15 protein-coding genes are annotated in these 17,758 nt (G+C 70.9%); 14 read left to right on the forward strand and 1 reads right to left on the reverse strand.

Annotation, left to right across the window (positions count from 1 at the left end):
• Positions 1-392: 392 nt before the first annotated feature.
• On the reverse strand, positions 393-893 hold the full coding sequence (bldD, locus tag ACGFRB_RS27440) for a transcriptional regulator BldD (RefSeq protein ID WP_359875339.1): 501 nt from the start codon (positions 891-893) through the stop codon (positions 393-395).
• Positions 894-1,140: 247 nt separating this feature from the next.
• Here bldD and pyrR point away from each other — a divergent pair, with 247 nt between their 5' ends.
• The 14 genes from pyrR to ACGFRB_RS27510 all read left to right on the forward strand — a co-directional run bounded on the left by pyrR (position 1,141) and on the right by ACGFRB_RS27510 (position 17,680).
• Positions 1,141-1,707 (forward strand): bifunctional pyr operon transcriptional regulator/uracil phosphoribosyltransferase PyrR, encoded by a 567-nt coding sequence (pyrR, locus tag ACGFRB_RS27445; RefSeq protein WP_363009957.1) that lies wholly within the window; start codon positions 1,141-1,143, stop codon positions 1,705-1,707.
• Positions 1,708-1,795: 88 nt separating this feature from the next.
• Positions 1,796-2,797, forward strand: a complete 1,002-nt coding sequence (locus ACGFRB_RS27450; RefSeq protein WP_393246798.1) for an aspartate carbamoyltransferase catalytic subunit — start codon at positions 1,796-1,798, stop codon at positions 2,795-2,797.
• 8 nt (positions 2,798-2,805) lie between these two features.
• On the forward strand, positions 2,806-4,092 hold the full coding sequence (locus ACGFRB_RS27455) for a dihydroorotase (protein ID WP_393246800.1): 1,287 nt from the start codon (positions 2,806-2,808) through the stop codon (positions 4,090-4,092).
• Between the two features lie 26 nt (positions 4,093-4,118).
• Positions 4,119-4,718, forward strand: a complete 600-nt coding sequence (locus ACGFRB_RS27460; RefSeq protein ID WP_393246845.1) for a hypothetical protein — start codon at positions 4,119-4,121, stop codon at positions 4,716-4,718.
• Entirely contained in the window at positions 4,715-5,857 is a 1,143-nt protein-coding gene (carA, locus tag ACGFRB_RS27465) for a glutamine-hydrolyzing carbamoyl-phosphate synthase small subunit (RefSeq protein ID WP_393246802.1), read from the forward strand. Before ACGFRB_RS27460 ends, carA begins: the two co-directional genes overlap by 4 nt.
• Positions 5,850-9,167, forward strand: a complete 3,318-nt coding sequence (gene carB, locus ACGFRB_RS27470; RefSeq protein WP_393246803.1) for a carbamoyl-phosphate synthase large subunit — start codon at positions 5,850-5,852, stop codon at positions 9,165-9,167. Before carA ends, carB begins: the two co-directional genes overlap by 8 nt.
• Positions 9,168-9,287: 120 nt before the next feature.
• The gene (locus ACGFRB_RS27475) at positions 9,288-10,403 is read left to right on the forward strand and encodes a quinone-dependent dihydroorotate dehydrogenase (RefSeq protein ID WP_393246805.1); all 1,116 of its coding nucleotides are present in this window, start codon (positions 9,288-9,290) and stop codon (positions 10,401-10,403) included.
• Between the two features lie 65 nt (positions 10,404-10,468).
• Positions 10,469-11,329 carry an orotidine-5'-phosphate decarboxylase gene (pyrF, locus tag ACGFRB_RS27480; protein WP_363010099.1) on the forward strand — a complete coding sequence of 287 codons (861 nt, stop codon included), beginning with the start codon at positions 10,469-10,471 and terminating at the stop codon, positions 11,327-11,329.
• Positions 11,330-11,635: 306 nt separating this feature from the next.
• The gene (locus tag ACGFRB_RS27485) at positions 11,636-11,959 is read left to right on the forward strand and encodes an integration host factor (protein ID WP_359875331.1); all 324 of its coding nucleotides are present in this window, start codon (positions 11,636-11,638) and stop codon (positions 11,957-11,959) included.
• A 72-nt stretch (positions 11,960-12,031) separates the two neighbouring features.
• On the forward strand, positions 12,032-12,595 hold the full coding sequence (gene gmk / locus ACGFRB_RS27490; RefSeq protein WP_363009970.1) for a guanylate kinase: 564 nt from the start codon (positions 12,032-12,034) through the stop codon (positions 12,593-12,595).
• Positions 12,596-12,662: 67 nt separating this feature from the next.
• Entirely contained in the window at positions 12,663-12,935 is a 273-nt protein-coding gene (gene rpoZ / locus ACGFRB_RS27495; protein ID WP_005319902.1) for a DNA-directed RNA polymerase subunit omega, read from the forward strand.
• A gap of 131 nt (positions 12,936-13,066) precedes the next feature.
• On the forward strand, positions 13,067-14,281 hold the full coding sequence (gene coaBC, locus ACGFRB_RS27500) for a bifunctional phosphopantothenoylcysteine decarboxylase/phosphopantothenate--cysteine ligase CoaBC (RefSeq protein ID WP_363009972.1): 1,215 nt from the start codon (positions 13,067-13,069) through the stop codon (positions 14,279-14,281).
• Between the two features lie 272 nt (positions 14,282-14,553).
• The gene (gene metK / locus ACGFRB_RS27505) at positions 14,554-15,762 is read left to right on the forward strand and encodes a methionine adenosyltransferase (RefSeq protein ID WP_393246808.1); all 1,209 of its coding nucleotides are present in this window, start codon (positions 14,554-14,556) and stop codon (positions 15,760-15,762) included.
• Between the two features lie 370 nt (positions 15,763-16,132).
• On the forward strand, positions 16,133-17,680 hold the full coding sequence (locus ACGFRB_RS27510; RefSeq protein WP_393246810.1) for a hypothetical protein: 1,548 nt from the start codon (positions 16,133-16,135) through the stop codon (positions 17,678-17,680).
• The last annotated feature ends 78 nt before the right edge of the window (positions 17,681-17,758 follow it).

The raw sequence follows: 17,758 nt of genomic DNA on the forward strand, positions 1-17,758 counted from the left end.
CGGGGCAGCCGAAAGGGGCCCGCAGCACTTCCAGGGTGCTGCGGGCCCCTTTCAGTGTTTCCGGAGACGGACAGAGCGGCCCCGGGAGCTGCCTTGAGAGACCTCATGAGTCCCAGGAGCCCCAAGAGGCCCCTGGCGGCTCAGAAAGCCTTGGGGAGGGCTTCAGGAGCGCCCGGGGGAGCTTCGGGGCGCCCAGGGCCTTCAGAGCCGGATCGGTGCCCAGGGAGGGGCTCGGCGCCGTCCCCGGGCAGGCCTGGCAGGCCCGGGAACCAGGCCCGGGAACGGCGAAAGGCGCCGGAAAAACGAAACGCCGGGCCACCGGAGTCGAGTGACTCCCGCGGCCCGGCGGCACGTTTCTGCGCGAGGTGGCCCCGAAAGGCCGACCGTACGGGTCAGTTCTCCTCGTGGGCGACCGCGCGACGCGCTTCCGCGTCCAGGACGCCCCAGCTGATCAGCTGCTCGGTGAGGACCGAGGGGGACTGGTCGTAGATCACGGCGAGGGTGCGCAGGTCGTCCTGGCGGATCGACAGCACCTTGCCGTTGTAGTCGCCGCGCTGCGACTGGATGGTCGCGGCGTAGCGCTGGAGGGGGCCGGCCTTCTCCGCGGGGACGTGGGCGAGCCGCTCCAGGTCCAGGACCAGCTTCGGCGGCGGCTCGGCGGCCCCGCCGGGCGTGGTGCCCGGCAGCAGCTCCTGCACCGGAACCCCGTAGAAGTCGGCCAGCTCGGCCAGACGCTGCACGGTCACGGCGCGGTCGCCGCGCTCGTAGGAACCGACCACGACCGCCTTCCAGCGGCCCTGGGACTTCTCCTCCACGCCGTGGAGGGAAAGGCCCTGCTGGGTGCGGATCGCACGCAGTTTGGCCCCGAGCTGCTTTGCGTACTCGCTTGACATAACGCTCCCGGACGCTGAGACGACGGGCGGCAGTGCCGCTCGCGGCTGGTAACTCACTGTGAGGTTACGCAGCGTGACGCTCTTCCGTCAAGCCGAATGGTCCATACCGGCCCCTTCCGAGGGACGGCGCCCGGAGCGCCGGACGGGTGGTGCGAAGGGGTGCTGTCCGCCCCTGGTAGAGTGAATGGCGCAAATCCGACGTCCTTTAAGGTCCGTCCCGTGAGGCGGAGAAGGAGGTCCGTTTCCCATGGACACCCAGCAGCAGTACACCGATGCGGCGCGGCCCGTTCTCGAGGCCCCCGACATCGCACGGGTCACGACCCGTATCGCCCACGAGATCGTCGAGCGCGCCAAGGGCGCCGACGACGTGGTCCTCCTCGGCATCCCGACCCGCGGCGTCCATCTCGCCCGCCGGCTCGCCGACAAGCTCGAAACCATCACCGGCACCAAGATCCCGGTCGGCTCCCTCGACATCACCATGTACCGGGACGACCTGCGCCTGAAGCCGGCCCGCGCCATCGGCCGCACCGAGATCCCCGGCGACGGCATCGACGGCCGCCTCGTCGTCCTCGTCGACGACGTCCTCTTCTCCGGCCGCACCATCCGCGCCGCCCTCGACGCACTCGGCGACATCGGCCGCCCCCGCGCCGTGCAGCTCGCCGTCCTCGTCGACCGGGGCCACCGCGAGCTGCCCATCCGCGCCGACTACGTCGGCAAGAACCTCCCCACGTCGCTGCGGGAGACGGTCAAGGTCCTGCTCGCCGAGGAAGACGGTCGCGACACCGTCCTGCTCGGCAGCCGCCCCGCTTCCTGACCCAAGGACCGGCCCTCCCCCCGACGGGTCCGGGGCACAGCCCTGCGCCCGTACGCCCGCACTCTCCCCACCACGGAGTCACACCCCGATGATGCGTCACCTCATCTCGGCCGCCGACCTCACCCGCGACGACGCCGTCCTGATCCTCGACACCGCCGAGGAGATGGCCCGGGTCGCCGACCGGCCCATCAAGAAGCTCCCGACCCTGCGCGGACGCACCGTCTGCAACCTGTTCTTCGAGGACTCCACCCGGACCCGGATCTCCTTCGAGGCCGCCGAGAAGCGGCTGTCCGCGGACGTGATCAACTTCGCCGCGAAGGGCTCCAGCGTCTCCAAGGGCGAATCCCTCAAGGACACCGCCCAGACCCTGGAGGCGATGGGCGTCGACGCCGTCGTCATCCGGCACGGCGCCTCCGGCGCCCCGTACCGCCTGGCCACCTCCGGCTGGATCGACGCCCCCGTCATCAACGCCGGCGACGGCACCCACCAGCACCCCACCCAGGCCCTGCTCGACGCCTTCACCATGCGCCGCCGCCTGGTCGGCCGCGACACCGGACTCGGCCGGGACCTCGAAGGCAAGCGGATCACCCTGGTCGGCGACGTCCTGCACAGCCGGGTCGCCCGCTCCAACGTCGACCTGCTGCACACCCTCGGCGCCGAGGTCACCCTGGTGGCCCCGCCCACCCTGCTCCCCGTCGGCGTCGAGACCTGGCCCTGCGAGATCTCCTACGACCTCGACCGGGTGCTGGCGAAGTCCGACGCGGTGATGATGCTGCGGGTGCAGCGCGAACGGATGAACGCGGCCTTCTTCCCCACCGAGCGGGAGTACTCGCGCCGCTACGGCCTCGACGGCCGGCGGATGGCGATGATGCCCGAGCACGCCATCGTCATGCACCCCGGCCCCATGGTCCGCGGCATGGAGATCACCGCCGAGGTCGCCGACTCCGACCGCTGCACGGTCGTCGAGCAGGTCGCCAACGGTGTCTCCACCCGGATGGCCGTCCTCTACCTGCTGCTCGGCGGCGCCGAGTTCGCGGCCCCGGCCGCCCCCGCCACCCCCGCCTCCCCCCGTACCACCGAAGAGAGCTGAGACCCCCCATGAGCAAGATCCTGATCCGTGGTGCGAAGGTGCTCGGCGGCGAGGTGCGGGACGTCCTGATCGACGGCGAGGTCATCGCCGAGATCGGTACGGACCTTCCGGTCGGCGGTGCCCAGGTGGTGGAGGCCGAGGGCCGGATCCTGCTGCCCGGCCTGGTCGACCTGCACACCCATCTGCGCGAGCCCGGCCGCGAGGACTCCGAGACCGTCCTCACCGGCACCCGCGCCGCCGCCTCCGGCGGCTACACGGCCGTCTTCGCCATGGCGAACACCCACCCGGTGGCCGACAGCGCGGGCGTCGTCGAGCAGGTCTACCGCCTCGGCAAGGAAGCCGGCTACTGCGACGTGCAGCCCATCGGCGCCGTCACGGTCGGCCTGGAGGGCGAGAAGCTCGCCGAGCTGGGCGCCATGCACGACTCCGCCGCCGGCGTCACCGTCTTCTCCGACGACGGCAAGTGCGTCCACGACGCCGTGATCATGCGCCGCGCCCTGGAGTACGTGAAGGCCTTCGGCGGTGTCGTCGCCCAGCACGCCCAGGAGCCCCGCCTCACCGAGGGCGCCCAGATGAACGAGGGCGTCGTCTCCGCCGAGCTGGGTCTCGGCGGCTGGCCGGCCGTCGCCGAGGAGTCGATCATCGCCCGCGACGTGCTGCTCGCCGAGCACGTCGGCTCCCGCGTCCACATCTGCCACCTGTCGACCGCCGGCTCCGTCGAGATCGTCCGCTGGGCCAAGTCCCGCGGCATCGACGTCACCGCCGAGGTCACCCCGCACCACCTCCTCCTCACCGACGAGCTGGTCCGCACCTACGACCCGGTCTACAAGGTCAACCCGCCGCTGCGCACCGAGCGCGACGTCACGGCGCTGCGCGAGGCCCTGGCCGACGGCACGATCGACATCGTCGCCACCGACCACGCCCCGCACCCGCACGAGGACAAGGACTGCGAGTGGGCCGCCGCCGCCATGGGCATGGTGGGCCTGGAGACCGCCCTGTCCGTGGTCCAGCAGACGATGGTCGAGACCGGACTGCTCGACTGGGCCGGCGTCGCCGACCGGATGTCCTTCGCGCCCGCCCGCATCGGCCGGGCCGCCGGCCACGGTCGGCCCATCTCGGTGGGTGAGCCCGCCAACCTGACTCTGATCGATCCGGCATACCGTGGTGAAGTGGACCCCGCCGACTTCGCCTCGCGCAGCCGCAACACCCCCTACGAGGGCCGTGAGCTGCCGGGACGCGTCACCCACACGTTCCTGCGGGGCCGCGCAACGCTCGTCGACGGGAAGCTGGCGTGACACACGTACTCCCGGCAGCCGCCATCATGGCGGCCGCCGAACCGAAATCGGCCGAGGTCACCGACTGGGCCGGACGGCTCGGCTGGGTCGTCGGACTGCTGCTCTTCATCACTTTCGTCTACTGGCTGATGCGCCAGGGATGGAAGTGGCGCGGCAGCCTCCAGTCCGACCTCCCGCCTCTGCCCCAGGTCCCGGACCGGACGGTCGGCGCGGCCGGTGACGGTGACGGCGGTACGACACGGCTCACGCTGCACGGCCGCTACCACGGCTCCACCACCGCCAGGCAGTGGCTCGACCGCATCGTCGCCCACGGCCTGGGCCTGCGCAGCCGCGCCGAGCTGACCCTCGACGACACCGGGATCGCCGTCGTACGCCCCGGGGCGAACGACTTCTTCATCCCGGCCGCCGCCTTGCGCGGAGCCCGCCTCGACAAGGGCATCGCGGGCAAGGTCCTCACCGAGGGCGGCCTGCTGATCGTGACCTGGGAGCACGGCGGCAAGGAGCTCGACTCCGGCTTCCGCTCCGACCGCGCGGCCGAGCACGCCGCCTGGGTCGAGGCGATCACCACCATGAGCACGCAGAATCCGAACCACCACGCAAGCACGACGGAAGGCACCGCACGATGACGACCTCCACCCGGGGAACCGACAGGGTTCCCGCCGTACTCGTCCTGGAGGACGGCCGCATCTTCCGCGGCCGTGCCTACGGGGCCGTGGGGGAGACCTTCGGCGAGGCCGTGTTCTCCACCGGCATGACCGGCTACCAGGAGACCCTCACCGACCCGTCGTACCACCGCCAGGTCGTCGTCATGACCGCCCCGCACGTCGGCAACACCGGCGTGAACGACGAGGACCCCGAGTCCTCCCGCATCTGGGTGGCCGGCTACGTCGTCCGCGACCCCGCCCGCGTCTCCTCCAACTGGCGCGCCAAGCGCTCCCTCGACGAGGAGCTGCGCACCCAGGGCGTCGTCGGCATCCAGGGCATCGACACCCGTGCCCTCACCCGCCACCTGCGCGAGCGCGGCGCCATGCGCGTCGGCATCTTCTCCGGCAGCGCGCTGCCCGACGAGGGCACCCTGCTGGCCGAGGTCCGCCAGCAGCCCGAGATGACGGGCGCCGACCTCTCCGCCGAGGTCGCCACCAAGGAGTCGTACGTCGTCCCCGCGATCGGTGAGAAGAAGTTCACCGTCGCCGCCGTCGACCTCGGCATCAAGGGCATGACCCCGCACCGGATGGCCGAGCGCGGCATCGAGGTCCACGTGCTGCCCGCCACCGCCACCGCCGAGGACGTCTACGCCGTCGCCCCCGACGGCGTCTTCTTCTCCAACGGCCCGGGCGACCCGGCCACCGCCGACGGCCCCGTCGCCGTCATGCGCGAGGTCCTGAGCCGCAAGACCCCGCTCTTCGGCATCTGCTTCGGCAACCAGATCCTCGGCCGCGCCCTCGGCTTCGGCACCTACAAGCTGAAGTACGGCCACCGGGGCATCAACCAGCCCGTCCAGGACCGCACCACCGGCAAGGTCGAGGTCACCGCGCACAACCACGGCTTCGCCGTCGACGCGCCCCTCGACAAGGTCTCCGACACCCCCTTCGGGCGCGCCGAGGTCTCCCACGTGTGCCTGAACGACAACGTCGTGGAAGGCCTCCAGCTGCTCGACCAGCCGGCCTTCTCCGTCCAGTACCACCCCGAGGCGGCCGCGGGCCCGCACGACGCCGCGTACCTCTTCGACCGCTTCGTGACCCTCATGGAGGCCGAGCGTGCCTAAGCGCACCGACATCCAGTCCGTCCTCGTCATCGGCTCCGGCCCGATCGTCATCGGACAGGCCGCCGAGTTCGACTACTCCGGCACCCAGGCCTGCCGCGTCCTCAAGTCCGAGGGTCTGCGCGTCATCCTGGTCAACTCCAACCCGGCCACGATCATGACCGACCCGGAGATCGCCGACGCCACCTACGTCGAGCCGATCACCCCCGAGTTCGTCGAGAAGATCATCGCCAAGGAGCGCCCCGACGCGCTGCTGCCCACCCTCGGCGGCCAGACCGCGCTCAACACCGCGATCTCCATGCACGAGCAGGGCGTCCTCGAGAAGTACGGCGTCGAGCTGATCGGCGCCAACGTCGAGGCCATCCACAAGGGCGAGGACCGCGACCTGTTCAAGGGCGTCGTCGAGGCCGTCAAGGCGAAGATCGGATACGGCGAGTCCGCCCGCTCGGTCATCTGCCACACCATGGACGAGGTCCTCGCGGGCGTCGACACCCTCGGCGGCTACCCCGTCGTCGTCCGCCCCTCCTTCACCATGGGCGGCGCCGGCTCCGGCTTCGCCCACGACGAGGAGGAGCTGCGCCGCATCGCCGGCCAGGGCCTCACGCTCTCCCCGACCACCGAGGTGCTCCTGGAGGAGTCCATCCTCGGCTGGAAGGAGTACGAGCTGGAGCTGATGCGCGACAAGAACGACAACGTCGTGGTCGTCTGCTCCATCGAGAACTTCGACCCGATGGGCGTCCACACCGGCGACTCGATCACCGTCGCCCCGGCGATGACCCTGACCGACCGCGAGTACCAGCGGCTGCGCGACATCGGCATCGCGATCATCCGCGAGGTCGGCGTCGACACCGGCGGCTGCAACATCCAGTTCGCCGTGAACCCGGACGACGGCCGCATCATCGTCATCGAGATGAACCCGCGCGTCTCCCGCTCCTCCGCGCTCGCCTCCAAGGCCACCGGCTTCCCGATCGCCAAGATCGCCGCCCGGCTCGCCGTCGGCTACACGCTGGACGAGATCCCGAACGACATCACCGAGAAGACCCCGGCCTCCTTCGAGCCGACCCTCGACTACGTCGTCGTCAAGGCCCCGCGTTTCGCCTTCGAGAAGTTCCCGTCCGCCGACTCCTCGCTGACCACCACGATGAAGTCGGTCGGCGAGGCCATGGCCATCGGCCGCAACTTCACCGAGGCGCTCCAAAAGGCCCTGCGCTCCCTGGAGAAGAAGGGCAGCCAGTTCGACTTCACCGGCGAGCCCGGCGACCTCGGCGCCAAGGACGAGCTGCTGCGCGAGGCGGTCCGCCCGACCGACGGCCGGATCAACACCGTCATGCGGGCCATCCGCGCGGGCGCCACGCCCGAGGAGGTCTTCGAGGCCACCCGGATCGACCCCTGGTTCGTCGACCAGCTCTTCCTGATCAAGGAGATCGCCGACGAGCTCGCCGCGGCCGAGAAGCTCGACCCCGAGCTGCTCGCCGAGGCCAAGCGGCACGGCTTCTCCGACGCCCAGATCGCCGGCATCCGCGGCCTGCGCGAGGACGTCGTCCGCGAGGTCCGCCACGCGCTCGGCGTCCGCCCGGTCTACAAGACCGTCGACACCTGCGCCGCCGAGTTCGCCGCGAAGACCCCGTACTTCTACTCGTCCTACGACGAGGAGACCGAGGTCGCGCCCCGCGAGAAGCCCGCGGTGATCATCCTGGGCTCCGGCCCGAACCGCATCGGCCAGGGCATCGAGTTCGACTACTCCTGTGTCCACGCCTCCTTCGCGCTCAGCGACGCGGGCTTCGAGACCGTGATGGTCAACTGCAACCCGGAGACCGTCTCCACCGACTACGACACCTCCGACCGGCTCTACTTCGAGCCGCTCACCCTGGAGGACGTCCTGGAGATCGTCCACGCCGAGGCCCAGGCCGGCCCGATCGCCGGTGTCGTCGTCCAGCTCGGCGGCCAGACCCCGCTCGGTCTCGCCCAGGCCCTCAAGGACAACGGCGTGCCGGTCGTCGGCACCCCGCCGGAGGCCATCCACGCCGCCGAGGACCGCGGCGCCTTCGGCCGCGTGCTCGCCGAGGCGGGCCTGCCCGCCCCCAAGCACGGCACCGCCACCACCTTCGCCGAGGCCAAGGCCATCGCCGACGAGATCGGCTACCCGGTCCTCGTCCGCCCGTCGTACGTGCTCGGCGGCCGGGGCATGGAGATCGTCTACGACGAGACCCGCCTCGAGTCGTACATCGCCGAGTCGACCGAGATCTCCCCGACCCGCCCGGTCCTCGTCGACCGCTTCCTCGACGACGCCATCGAGATCGACGTCGACGCGCTCTACGACGGCCACGAGCTCTACCTCGGCGGTGTCATGGAGCACATCGAGGAAGCCGGCATCCACTCCGGCGACTCGGCCTGCGCGCTGCCCCCGATCACCCTCGGCGGCTTCGACATCAAGCGGCTGCGCGCCTCCACCGAGGCCATCGCCAAGGGCGTCGGCGTACGCGGTCTGATCAACATCCAGTTCGCGATGGCCGGGGACATCCTCTACGTCCTCGAAGCCAACCCGCGCGCCTCGCGCACCGTCCCCTTCACCTCGAAGGCGACCGCGGTACCCCTCGCCAAGGCCGCCGCGCGCATCTCGCTCGGCGCCACCATCGCCGAGCTGCGCGCCGAGGGCCTGCTGCCGAAGAACGGCGACGGCGGCACCCTGCCGCTCGACGCGCCGATCTCCGTCAAGGAGGCCGTGCTGCCCTGGAGCCGCTTCCGCGACATCCACGGCCGCGGCGTCGACACCATCCTCGGCCCGGAGATGCGCTCCACCGGCGAGGTCATGGGCATCGACTCGGTCTTCGGCACGGCCTACGCCAAGTCGCAGGCCGGCGCCTACGGCCCGCTGCCCACCAAGGGCCGCGCGTTCATCTCGGTCGCCAACCGCGACAAGCGCTCGATGATCTTCCCGGCCCGCGAGCTGGTCGCCCACGGCTTCGAGCTGCTGGCCACCTCCGGCACCGCCGAGGTGCTCAAGCGCAACGGCATCAACGCCACGGTCGTGCGCAAGCACTCCGAGGGCGAGGGCCCGGACGGCGAGAAGACCATCGTCCAGCTCATCCACGACGGCCAGGTCGACCTGATCGTCAACACCCCGTACGGCACCGGTGGCCGCCTCGACGGCTACGACATCCGTACGGCGGCGGTGGCCCGCTCCGTCCCGTGCCTGACCACGGTCCAGGCCCTCGCGGCGGCCGTCCAGGGCATCGACGCCCTCGGCCGGGGCGACGTGAGCGTCAGCTCGCTCCAGGAGCACGCGGAGAAGCTGACCGCGGCCCGCGACTAGCGGTTCGCGAAACGAGGGGGACACCGGAACGACCCGCGGTGTCCCCCTCGTCATGAGCGCCCACCGTGCCCGGGCGCACTCCGCACGAGCACCCACTCCGCACGAGGGACACCCCGGACGATGTACAAACTCTTCTTCAACCTGGTCTTCAAGCGCATGGACCCGGAGCAGGCCCACCACCTGGCCTTCCGCTGGATCCGGCTCGCCGCCCGCGTCCCGGTCCTGCGCACCTTCGCCGCCGCCGTTCTCGCCCCCCGCCACCGGGCGCTGCGCACCGAGGCCCTGGGCCTGCGGATGCACGGCCCCTTCGGGCTCGCCGCCGGCTTCGACAAGAACGCCGTCGCCATCGACGGCATGAGCATGCTCGGCTTCGACCACGTCGAGATCGGCACGGTGACGGGCGAGGCCCAGCCCGGCAACCCCAAGAAGCGGCTCTTCCGGCTGGTCCCGGACCGCGCCCTGATCAACCGCATGGGCTTCAACAACGACGGCTCCGCCGCCGTCGCCGCCCGGCTGGCCGCCCGCGAGCCCGTCTTCAAGACGGTCGTCGGCGTCAATATCGGCAAGACCAAGGTCGTGCCCGAGGCCGACGCCGCCGCCGACTACGTGAAGTCCACCGAGCGGCTCGCCCGGCACGCGGACTACCTGGTCGTCAACGTCTCCTCGCCGAACACCCCCGGCCTGCGCAACCTCCAGGCCACCGAGTCGCTGCGCCCGCTGCTCACCGCCGTGCGCGAGGCCGCGGACCGCTCGGTCGAGGGCCGCCGCGTGCCGCTCCTGGTGAAGATCGCCCCCGACCTCGCCGACGAGGACGTGGACGCGGTCGCCGACCTCGCCCTGGAGCTGGGCCTGGACGGCATCATCGCCACCAACACGACGATCGCCCGCGACGGCCTCGGCCTGAAGTCCGACCCCGCCCTGGTCCGGGAGACCGGCGGACTGTCCGGCGCGCCCGTCAAGCAGCGCTCCCTGGAGGTGCTGCGCCGCCTCTACGCGCGCGTGGGCGACCGGATCGTCCTCGTCGGCGTCGGCGGCATCGAGAACGCCGAGGACGCCTGGCAGCGGATCCTCGCCGGCGCCACCCTGATCCAGGGCTACAGCGCCTTCATCTACGAGGGGCCGTTCTACGCCCGCGCGATCCACCAGGGGCTCGCTGCCCGGCTCGCCGCCTCCCCGTACGCCACCCTCGCCGAGGCCGTCGGCGCCGACACCCGAGCCCGAGAGGCCGCGAAGTGACGAACGAAGCGAAGAACGCACCGATGGACGCCCCGACGAACGACACGAACGACGTGACGAACGCCATGGCGAAGGACGCCGCGCCGGAGCCCTTCGGCGCCCGGCTGCGCCGCGCCATGGACGAGCGCGGTCCGCTGTGCGTCGGCATCGACCCGCACGCCGCCCTCCTGGAGTCCTGGGGCCTGGCCGACGACATCGCGGGCCTGGAGCGCTTCACGTACACGGTCGTCGAGGCGCTGGCCGGCACGGTCGCCGTCTTCAAACCGCAGGCCGCCTTCTTCGAGCGCTTCGGCTCGCGCGGCGTCGCCGTGCTGGAGCGCGCCACCGCCGATCTGCGGGCAGCCGGCGGTCTGGTCGTCATGGACGCCAAGCGCGGCGACATCGGCTCCACCATGGCCGCCTACGCGGAGGCCTTCCTGCGCCCCGGCGCCCCGCTCTTCTCCGACGCGCTGACCGTCTCCCCGTACCTGGGCTACGGCTCGCTGAAGCCGGCCGTCGACCTGGCCCGCGCCTTTGGCGCCGGACTGTTCGTGCTGGCCCTCACCTCCAACCCGGAGGGCGCCGAGGTACAGCGCGCCGTGCGCGGCGACGGCCCGGAGCGGCGGACCATCGGCGCGACGATGCTGGCGCACCTGGCCGAGGAGAACGCGGGGGAGACCCCGATGGGCTCCTTCGGCGCGGTCGTGGGCGCGACGCTCGGCGATCTGTCCGCCTTCGACCTCGGGATCAACGGCCCGCTGCTCGCCCCCGGCATCGGCGCCCAGGGCGCGACCCCTGCCGATCTGCCGAAGGTCTTCGGCGCGGCGGTGGGCAACGTCGTCCCGAACGTCAGCCGGGGCGTCCTCAAGGCCGGTCCGGACGCGGGAGCGCTGCGCGACGCCGCGGAACGTTACGCGAACGAGATCCGCGCGGCCGTCGGCGGCTGATCCGCCCGGTCGGCCGTTTTTGGTCCTCTTGCGCCAATCCGCAGGTGGGGCGGTGTGTCCTCGGCCGTCCCGGCACTTGACAAAGGTTGCCCCAAAACTGGGGTGATATGCCCGGAAAGTCCTGGTCGGTCGATGCTGACCAGGACTTTTCGTCTGTTCTCGCTGACTGGAGCGGCCTCGGCCGCTAGTCTCCGGGGCAGAGTCGGCGATCGGCACTCCCTGTGTCGTTCGCTGCTCCACTGGTGTGGGGCACCCTGCTTCTCACCGGTCCGTATCCGACAGTTCGACATCCGAGGTGACGTAGGCGTGGCTCTTCCGCCCCTTACCCCTGAACAGCGCGCAGCCGCGCTCGAAAAGGCCGCCGCGGCTCGCCGGGAGCGGGCCGAGGTCAAGAATCGACTCAAGCACTCCGGCGCCTCCCTGCACGAGGTCATCAAGCAGGGCCGGGAGAACGACGTCATCGGCAAGATGAAGGTCTCCGCGCTGCTCGAGTCGCTGCCGGGCGTGGGCAAGGTCCGCGCCAAGCAGATCATGGAGCGTCTCGGCATCTCCGAGAGCCGCCGTGTCCGCGGTCTCGGCTCCAACCAGATCGCCTCCCTGGAGCGCGAGTTCGGCAGCACCGGAGCCTGACCTTTCGGTCATATCCGACATATGGTCTCCACCCCGGCGCAAGTGGGGGTGAAGCCCTGGAATAATCGCTGCATGGCAGCAGAAGTACGTCCGCGGCTGACCGTGCTCTCCGGGCCCTCTGGGGTAGGGAAGAGCACGGTCGTCGCGCATATGCGCAAGGTCCACCCCGAGGTCTGGCTCTCGGTGTCGGCCACGACACGGAAGCCCCGGCCCGGCGAGCAGCACGGTGTCCAGTACTTCTTCGTCACGGACGACGAGTTCGACAAGCTGATCGCCAACGGCGAGCTGCTGGAGTGGGCCGAGTTCGCGGGCAACCGCTACGGCACGCCGCGCCGCGCGGTCCTCGACCGGCTGGAGGCCGGCGAGCCGGTACTCCTGGAGATCGACCTCCAGGGCGCCCGGCAGGTCAAGGAGTCCATGGACGACGCCCAGCTGGTCTTCCTGGCCCCGCCGGACTGGGACGAGCTGGTCCGCCGGCTCACCGGCCGCGGCACCGAGTCGCCCGAGGTGATCGAGCGCCGTCTGGCGGCGGCCAAGATCGAACTGGCCGCGGAGGCGGAGTTCGACACCACGCTCGTCAACACCTCGGTCGAGGACGTCGCGCGTGAGCTGCTAACGTTGATGAACGTTGTCTGATCTTTTGTCCGTCATCGGATTTCCATCCGTCACCGGATATCGATACCCCATCTTCGGAAGGTAGAGCGTGTCCTCTTCCATCACCGCGCCCGAGGGCATCATCAACCCGCCGATCGACGAGCTGCTCGAGGCGACGGACTCCAAGTACAGCCTCGTGATCTACGCCGCCAAGCGCGCGCGTCAGATCAACGCGTACTACTCGCAGCTCGGCGAGGGTCTGCTCGAGTACGTCGGTCCGCTCGTCGACACCCACGTCCACGAGAAGCCGCTCTCGATCGCCCTGCGCGAGATCAACGCGGGTCTGCTGACCTCCGAGGCCATCGAGGGCCCGGCTCAGTAGAGCGACGTAACACGGAAAACCAGAGAAATCTGTCACCACAGGCCCGGCGGAACAACCGCCGGGCCTGTGGTGTCTCATGAAGACGTACGTACGCGTCCGCGTACGTATCCGAGTGCGGGGAGTGGCACATCGTGGCAAAGCCGAAGGTGGTCCTGGGCGTGAGCGGCGGCATCGCCGCCTACAAGGCGTGCGAACTGCTGCGCCGTCTCACCGAGTCCGGACACGACGTCCGGGTCGTACCGACCGATTCCGCTCTGCACTTCGTGGGCGCCGCCACCTGGTCCGCGCTCTCCGGCCACCCCGTCTCCACCGAGGTCTGGGAGTCCGTCCACGAGGTCCCGCACGTCCGCATCGGCCAGGAGGCGGACCTCGTCGTGGTCGCCCCCGCCACCGCCGACCTGCTGGCCAAGGCGGCCCACGGGCTCGCCGGCGACCTGCTCACCAACACCCTGCTCACCGCCCGCTGTCCGGTCGTCTTCGCCCCGGCCATGCACACCGAGATGTGGGAGCACCCGGCCACCCAGGAGAACGTGGCCACCCTGCGCCGCCGCGGCGCCGTCGTCATCGAGCCCGCCGTCGGCCGGCTGACCGGCGTCGACACCGGCAAGGGCCGGCTGCCCGACCCCACCGAGATCTTCGAGGTCTGCCGACGGGTGCTCGCGCGCGGGGTCGCCACTCCCGACCTGGCCGGCCGCCATGTCGTGGTCAGCGCCGGCGGCACCCGCGAGCCCCTGGACCCGGTCCGCTACCTGGGCAACCGCTCCTCCGGCAAGCAGGGCTACGCCCTCGCCAGGGCCGCCGCCGCCCGGGGCGCCCGGGTCACCCTGATCGAGGCCAACACCGGACTGCCCGACCCGGCGGGCGTGGACATCGTCCGCGTCGGCACCGCCGTCCAGCTGCGCGAGGCCGTGGTCAAGGCGGCCGCCGACGCCGACGCGGTGGTGATGGCCGCGGCCGTGGCCGACTTCCGCCCGGCCGCGTACGCCACCGGCAAGATCAAGAAGACCGACGACGGCGGCGCACCCACCGTCGAGCTGGTCCGCAACCCCGACATCCTCGCGGAGATCTCCGCGGAGCGCGCCCTGCCGGGCCAGGTCGTTGTGGGCTTCGCCGCCGAGACGGACGACGTGCTCGCCAACGGGCGCGTCAAGCTCCGGCGCAAGGGCTGCGATCTGCTCGTCGTCAATGAGGTGGGGGAGCGCAAGACCTTCGGCTCGGAGGAGAACGAGGCCGTGGTCCTCGCCGCCGACGGCACCGAGACCCCCGTGCCGTACGGGCCGAAGGAAGCTCTCGCGGAGACGGTCTGGGACCTCGTGGTGCCGCGTCTGCGTGGCGCGTCCGGGTGAATTCTGTCCGAGGGGTGAGACGAAAAGCGCCACCTCACCCCTCAGGGCTCCTCGGAACAAAAATCAACAAACCTGGACAAAAGTTGAGGTTTCCGGACTGAAAACCGGATGGATCACCGGTGAATACCGCATAGATCACGCCGAGGCACGTCCCAGACCTGGCCACTTGGCGGAGGCTGCCCGATAGACTGTTCTCGGAACGTCGCGGGGCGCAGCCCCCTGCCGGTCCGCGAATCGAGTAGCCAGCAGCCGCTGCAACCCCAGGGAGCGTTGTGTCCCGTCGTCTGTTCACCTCGGAGTCCGTGACCGAGGGTCACCCCGACAAGATCGCTGACCAGATCAGCGACACCATTCTCGACGCGCTGCTCAAGGAGGACCCCACCTCCCGTGTCGCCGTCGAGACGCTGATCACCACCGGCCTGGTCCACGTCGCCGGCGAGGTCACCACGAAGGCCTGGGCGGACATCCCCACCCTCGTGCGCGGCAAGATCCTCGAGATCGGGTACGACTCCTCGAAGAAGGGCTTCGACGGCGCTTCCTGCGGCGTCTCGGTCTCCATCGGCTCGCAGTCCGCGGACATCGCGCAGGGCGTCGACACCGCCTACGAGTCCCGCGTCGAGGGTGACGAGGACGAGCTCGACAAGCAGGGCGCCGGCGACCAGGGCCTGATGTTCGGCTACGCGTCGGACGAGACCCCCGAGCTGATGCCGCTCCCGATCCACCTGGCGCACCGTCTGTCGCGCCGCCTGACCGAGGTCCGCAAGAACGGCACCATCCCGTACCTGCGTCCCGACGGCAAGACCCAGGTCACCATCGAGTACGACGGTGACAAGGCCGTCCGTCTCGACACGGTCGTCGTCTCCTCGCAGCACGCCTCCGACATCGACCTCGAGTCGCTGCTCGCGCCCGACATCCGCGAGTTCGTCGTCGAGCACGTGCTGAAGCAGCTCGTCGAGGACGGCATCAAGCTCGACACCGACGGCTACCGCCTGCTGGTCAACCCGACCGGCCGCTTCGAGATCGGCGGCCCGATGGGCGACGCCGGCCTCACCGGCCGCAAGATCATCATCGACACCTACGGCGGCATGGCCCGCCACGGTGGCGGCGCCTTCTCCGGCAAGGACCCGTCGAAGGTCGACCGCTCGGCCGCCTACGCCATGCGCTGGGTCGCCAAGAACGTCGTCGCCGCGGGCCTCGCCTCGCGCTGCGAGGTCCAGGTCGCGTACGCGATCGGCAAGGCCGAGCCGGTGGGTCTGTTCGTCGAGACCTTCGGCACGAACACCATCGACACCGAGAAGATCGAGCACGCCATCGGCGAGGTCTTCGACCTCCGCCCGGCCGCGATCATCCGCGACCTCGACCTGCTCCGCCCGATCTACGCCCAGACCGCCGCCTACGGCCACTTCGGCCGCGAGCTGCCGGACTTCACCTGGGAGCGCACGGACCGCGTGGACGCCCTGAAGCAGGCCGCGGGCCTGTAATCGGCACCAGCACCCCCGCGAGGGCCCCGGACCGCATGACGGTCCGGGGCCCTCGTGCGTGCGTGCCCGTACGCAGGTCAACGCGTATGCCCTGGTGGAGGCGGAAGGGAGGCCCCCGAGAGGGGGGCGAGAGGTCTGTGCGGGTTGATGGTGATCGTCACCATCCAGAGCCCACCATGCGGAGATCCGAGAACACATGAGAAGAGCGCAGGGAAAGTTACGACGGTTCCTGACGGCCGCCACGGCCGTGTTCGGTATCGCACTGTCCGGGCTCGTGGCGGTGCCGGCCACCGCGGCGCCGGCCGCAAAAGCGCCGGCGCAGCCCAGACCGTGCGCGTCCGGTGGCTGTGACGGCGCCGACCCGAAGGCCGTGACCTCCTGGGGGACGGCCCCGGCCGTCCTCGACCAGTTCACCCTGGCCGGCGGCGCGAGCCTGAAGCTCTACCGGGGCAAGCCGGGCTGGGCCGCCTCCGACACCTACGCCTGGGCGGAGGTGGTCCTGCCCGCGAAGCCGGGCGTCAAGGCGTGGCTGTTCGACATGGTCGACAACGGCATGAGCGTGGAACCCGCTCTGATCGAGCACCCGGCGGCGTTCCGCACCGTCTCGGGCATCACGGCCATGTTCGACAAGGGCGATTTCGTCCGGGCCTGTATCGACGACGGCGTCCAGCAGGGCTGCACCGGCGGCTACGGCGTCGCCACCACCAGCAACAGCCGGGTGATCGCCCTGGTTCCCCCGTGCGGGGACCACTGCCGAGAAGTCGACCCGGACATCATCACCGCGTGGTCGACCGGCCCGGTGCGCGACCCGGCCAAGAAGGTCCAGCTGGCCAGTGGTGCCTGGGTCCAGATCGTCACCGGGCAGGGCGCCTACGGCATGTACCCCTACGGCTCGTATCCCTACCGGTACACCTGGGCCGAGACCGGCCTGCCCACCCCCGGCTCCCGTATGTGGCTGGAGCAGTACCGGGGCATGGGCCGCTGGGGCAACGTATGGGGCCCGTTCGGCGGGGACGGCGGCCGCCGCACCGGCTCCGGCCGTACCTCTGCCTTCGCGACCGCCGCCGAGGTGCGGGCCTGCGTCACCGACGGCACCGAGACGCACTGCACCAGCGAGGACGGCACCGCGGGCGTCGTGCCCACCCAGGCGCCCTGCGTCGAGGTGCCGTGCGAGGGCGTCGACCCCTCGACCGTCGGCGCCTGGCTGGAGGGCCACGAACCGGACCAGGTCGCCGTGGTCTCGGCCTACCAGGGCGGCAAGGTCACCGTCTACGCGGGCAGGCCCGCCTGGGACCCCGAGCACGAGTACCGCTGGGCCGAGGCCGAGCTGCCGCCGAACAGCACCAAGGCGCGCGCCTGGCTCGAGTACCAGGACCAGTCGGGAACCGAGGAACGCAACACGTTCACCCCGCTCGGCCACCCCGCGGCCTCCCGCGTCACCACCGGCCACACCGGGATGTTCGTCCAGAACGGGGACAGCAGGCGGCGGATCCGGGCCTGCTTCGACGACGGCAAGCAATGGGGTTGCGAAGGCGGCTTCCGGCCGAGCTACCTCCAGGGCCCCGACGGCCCCTGCGCCGAGCCCTGCACCGGGCTCGACCCGGCCACGATCACCACCTGGTTGCACGACCCCACCGAGGGGCAGCGCGTCACTTTGAGCGGCGGCGCCTCGGTCGCCCTGAAGACCGGTGATCCGCGCTGGTCCCGCACCGGTGTCTACGCCTGGGCCGACGGCACCGTGCCCGCCGCCGCCGGGGCACGGATCTGGATCGAGGACAAGGGCGCCGACGGCGTCTACCGCACCATCGCCGAGCGCACCACCAGCGGCGCCACCGGCATGGCCGGTGTGCCGAGTCCCGCGGTCCGCGCCTGTGTGACCGACGGCACCAAAACGGTCTGCACCGCGCCGGGCGTCTGAGCGGGCCGCCGACGGGAAGGCAGCCGTCCGTCCGGCGGTCGCGGGCCGTTCACCGGCCCGCGACCGCTGTCGGTGCCG

Origin of the sequence: Streptomyces sp. NPDC048718 (assembly GCF_043198875.1) — a bacterium.
Classification (GTDB): Bacteria; Actinomycetota; Actinomycetes; order Streptomycetales; family Streptomycetaceae; genus Streptomyces.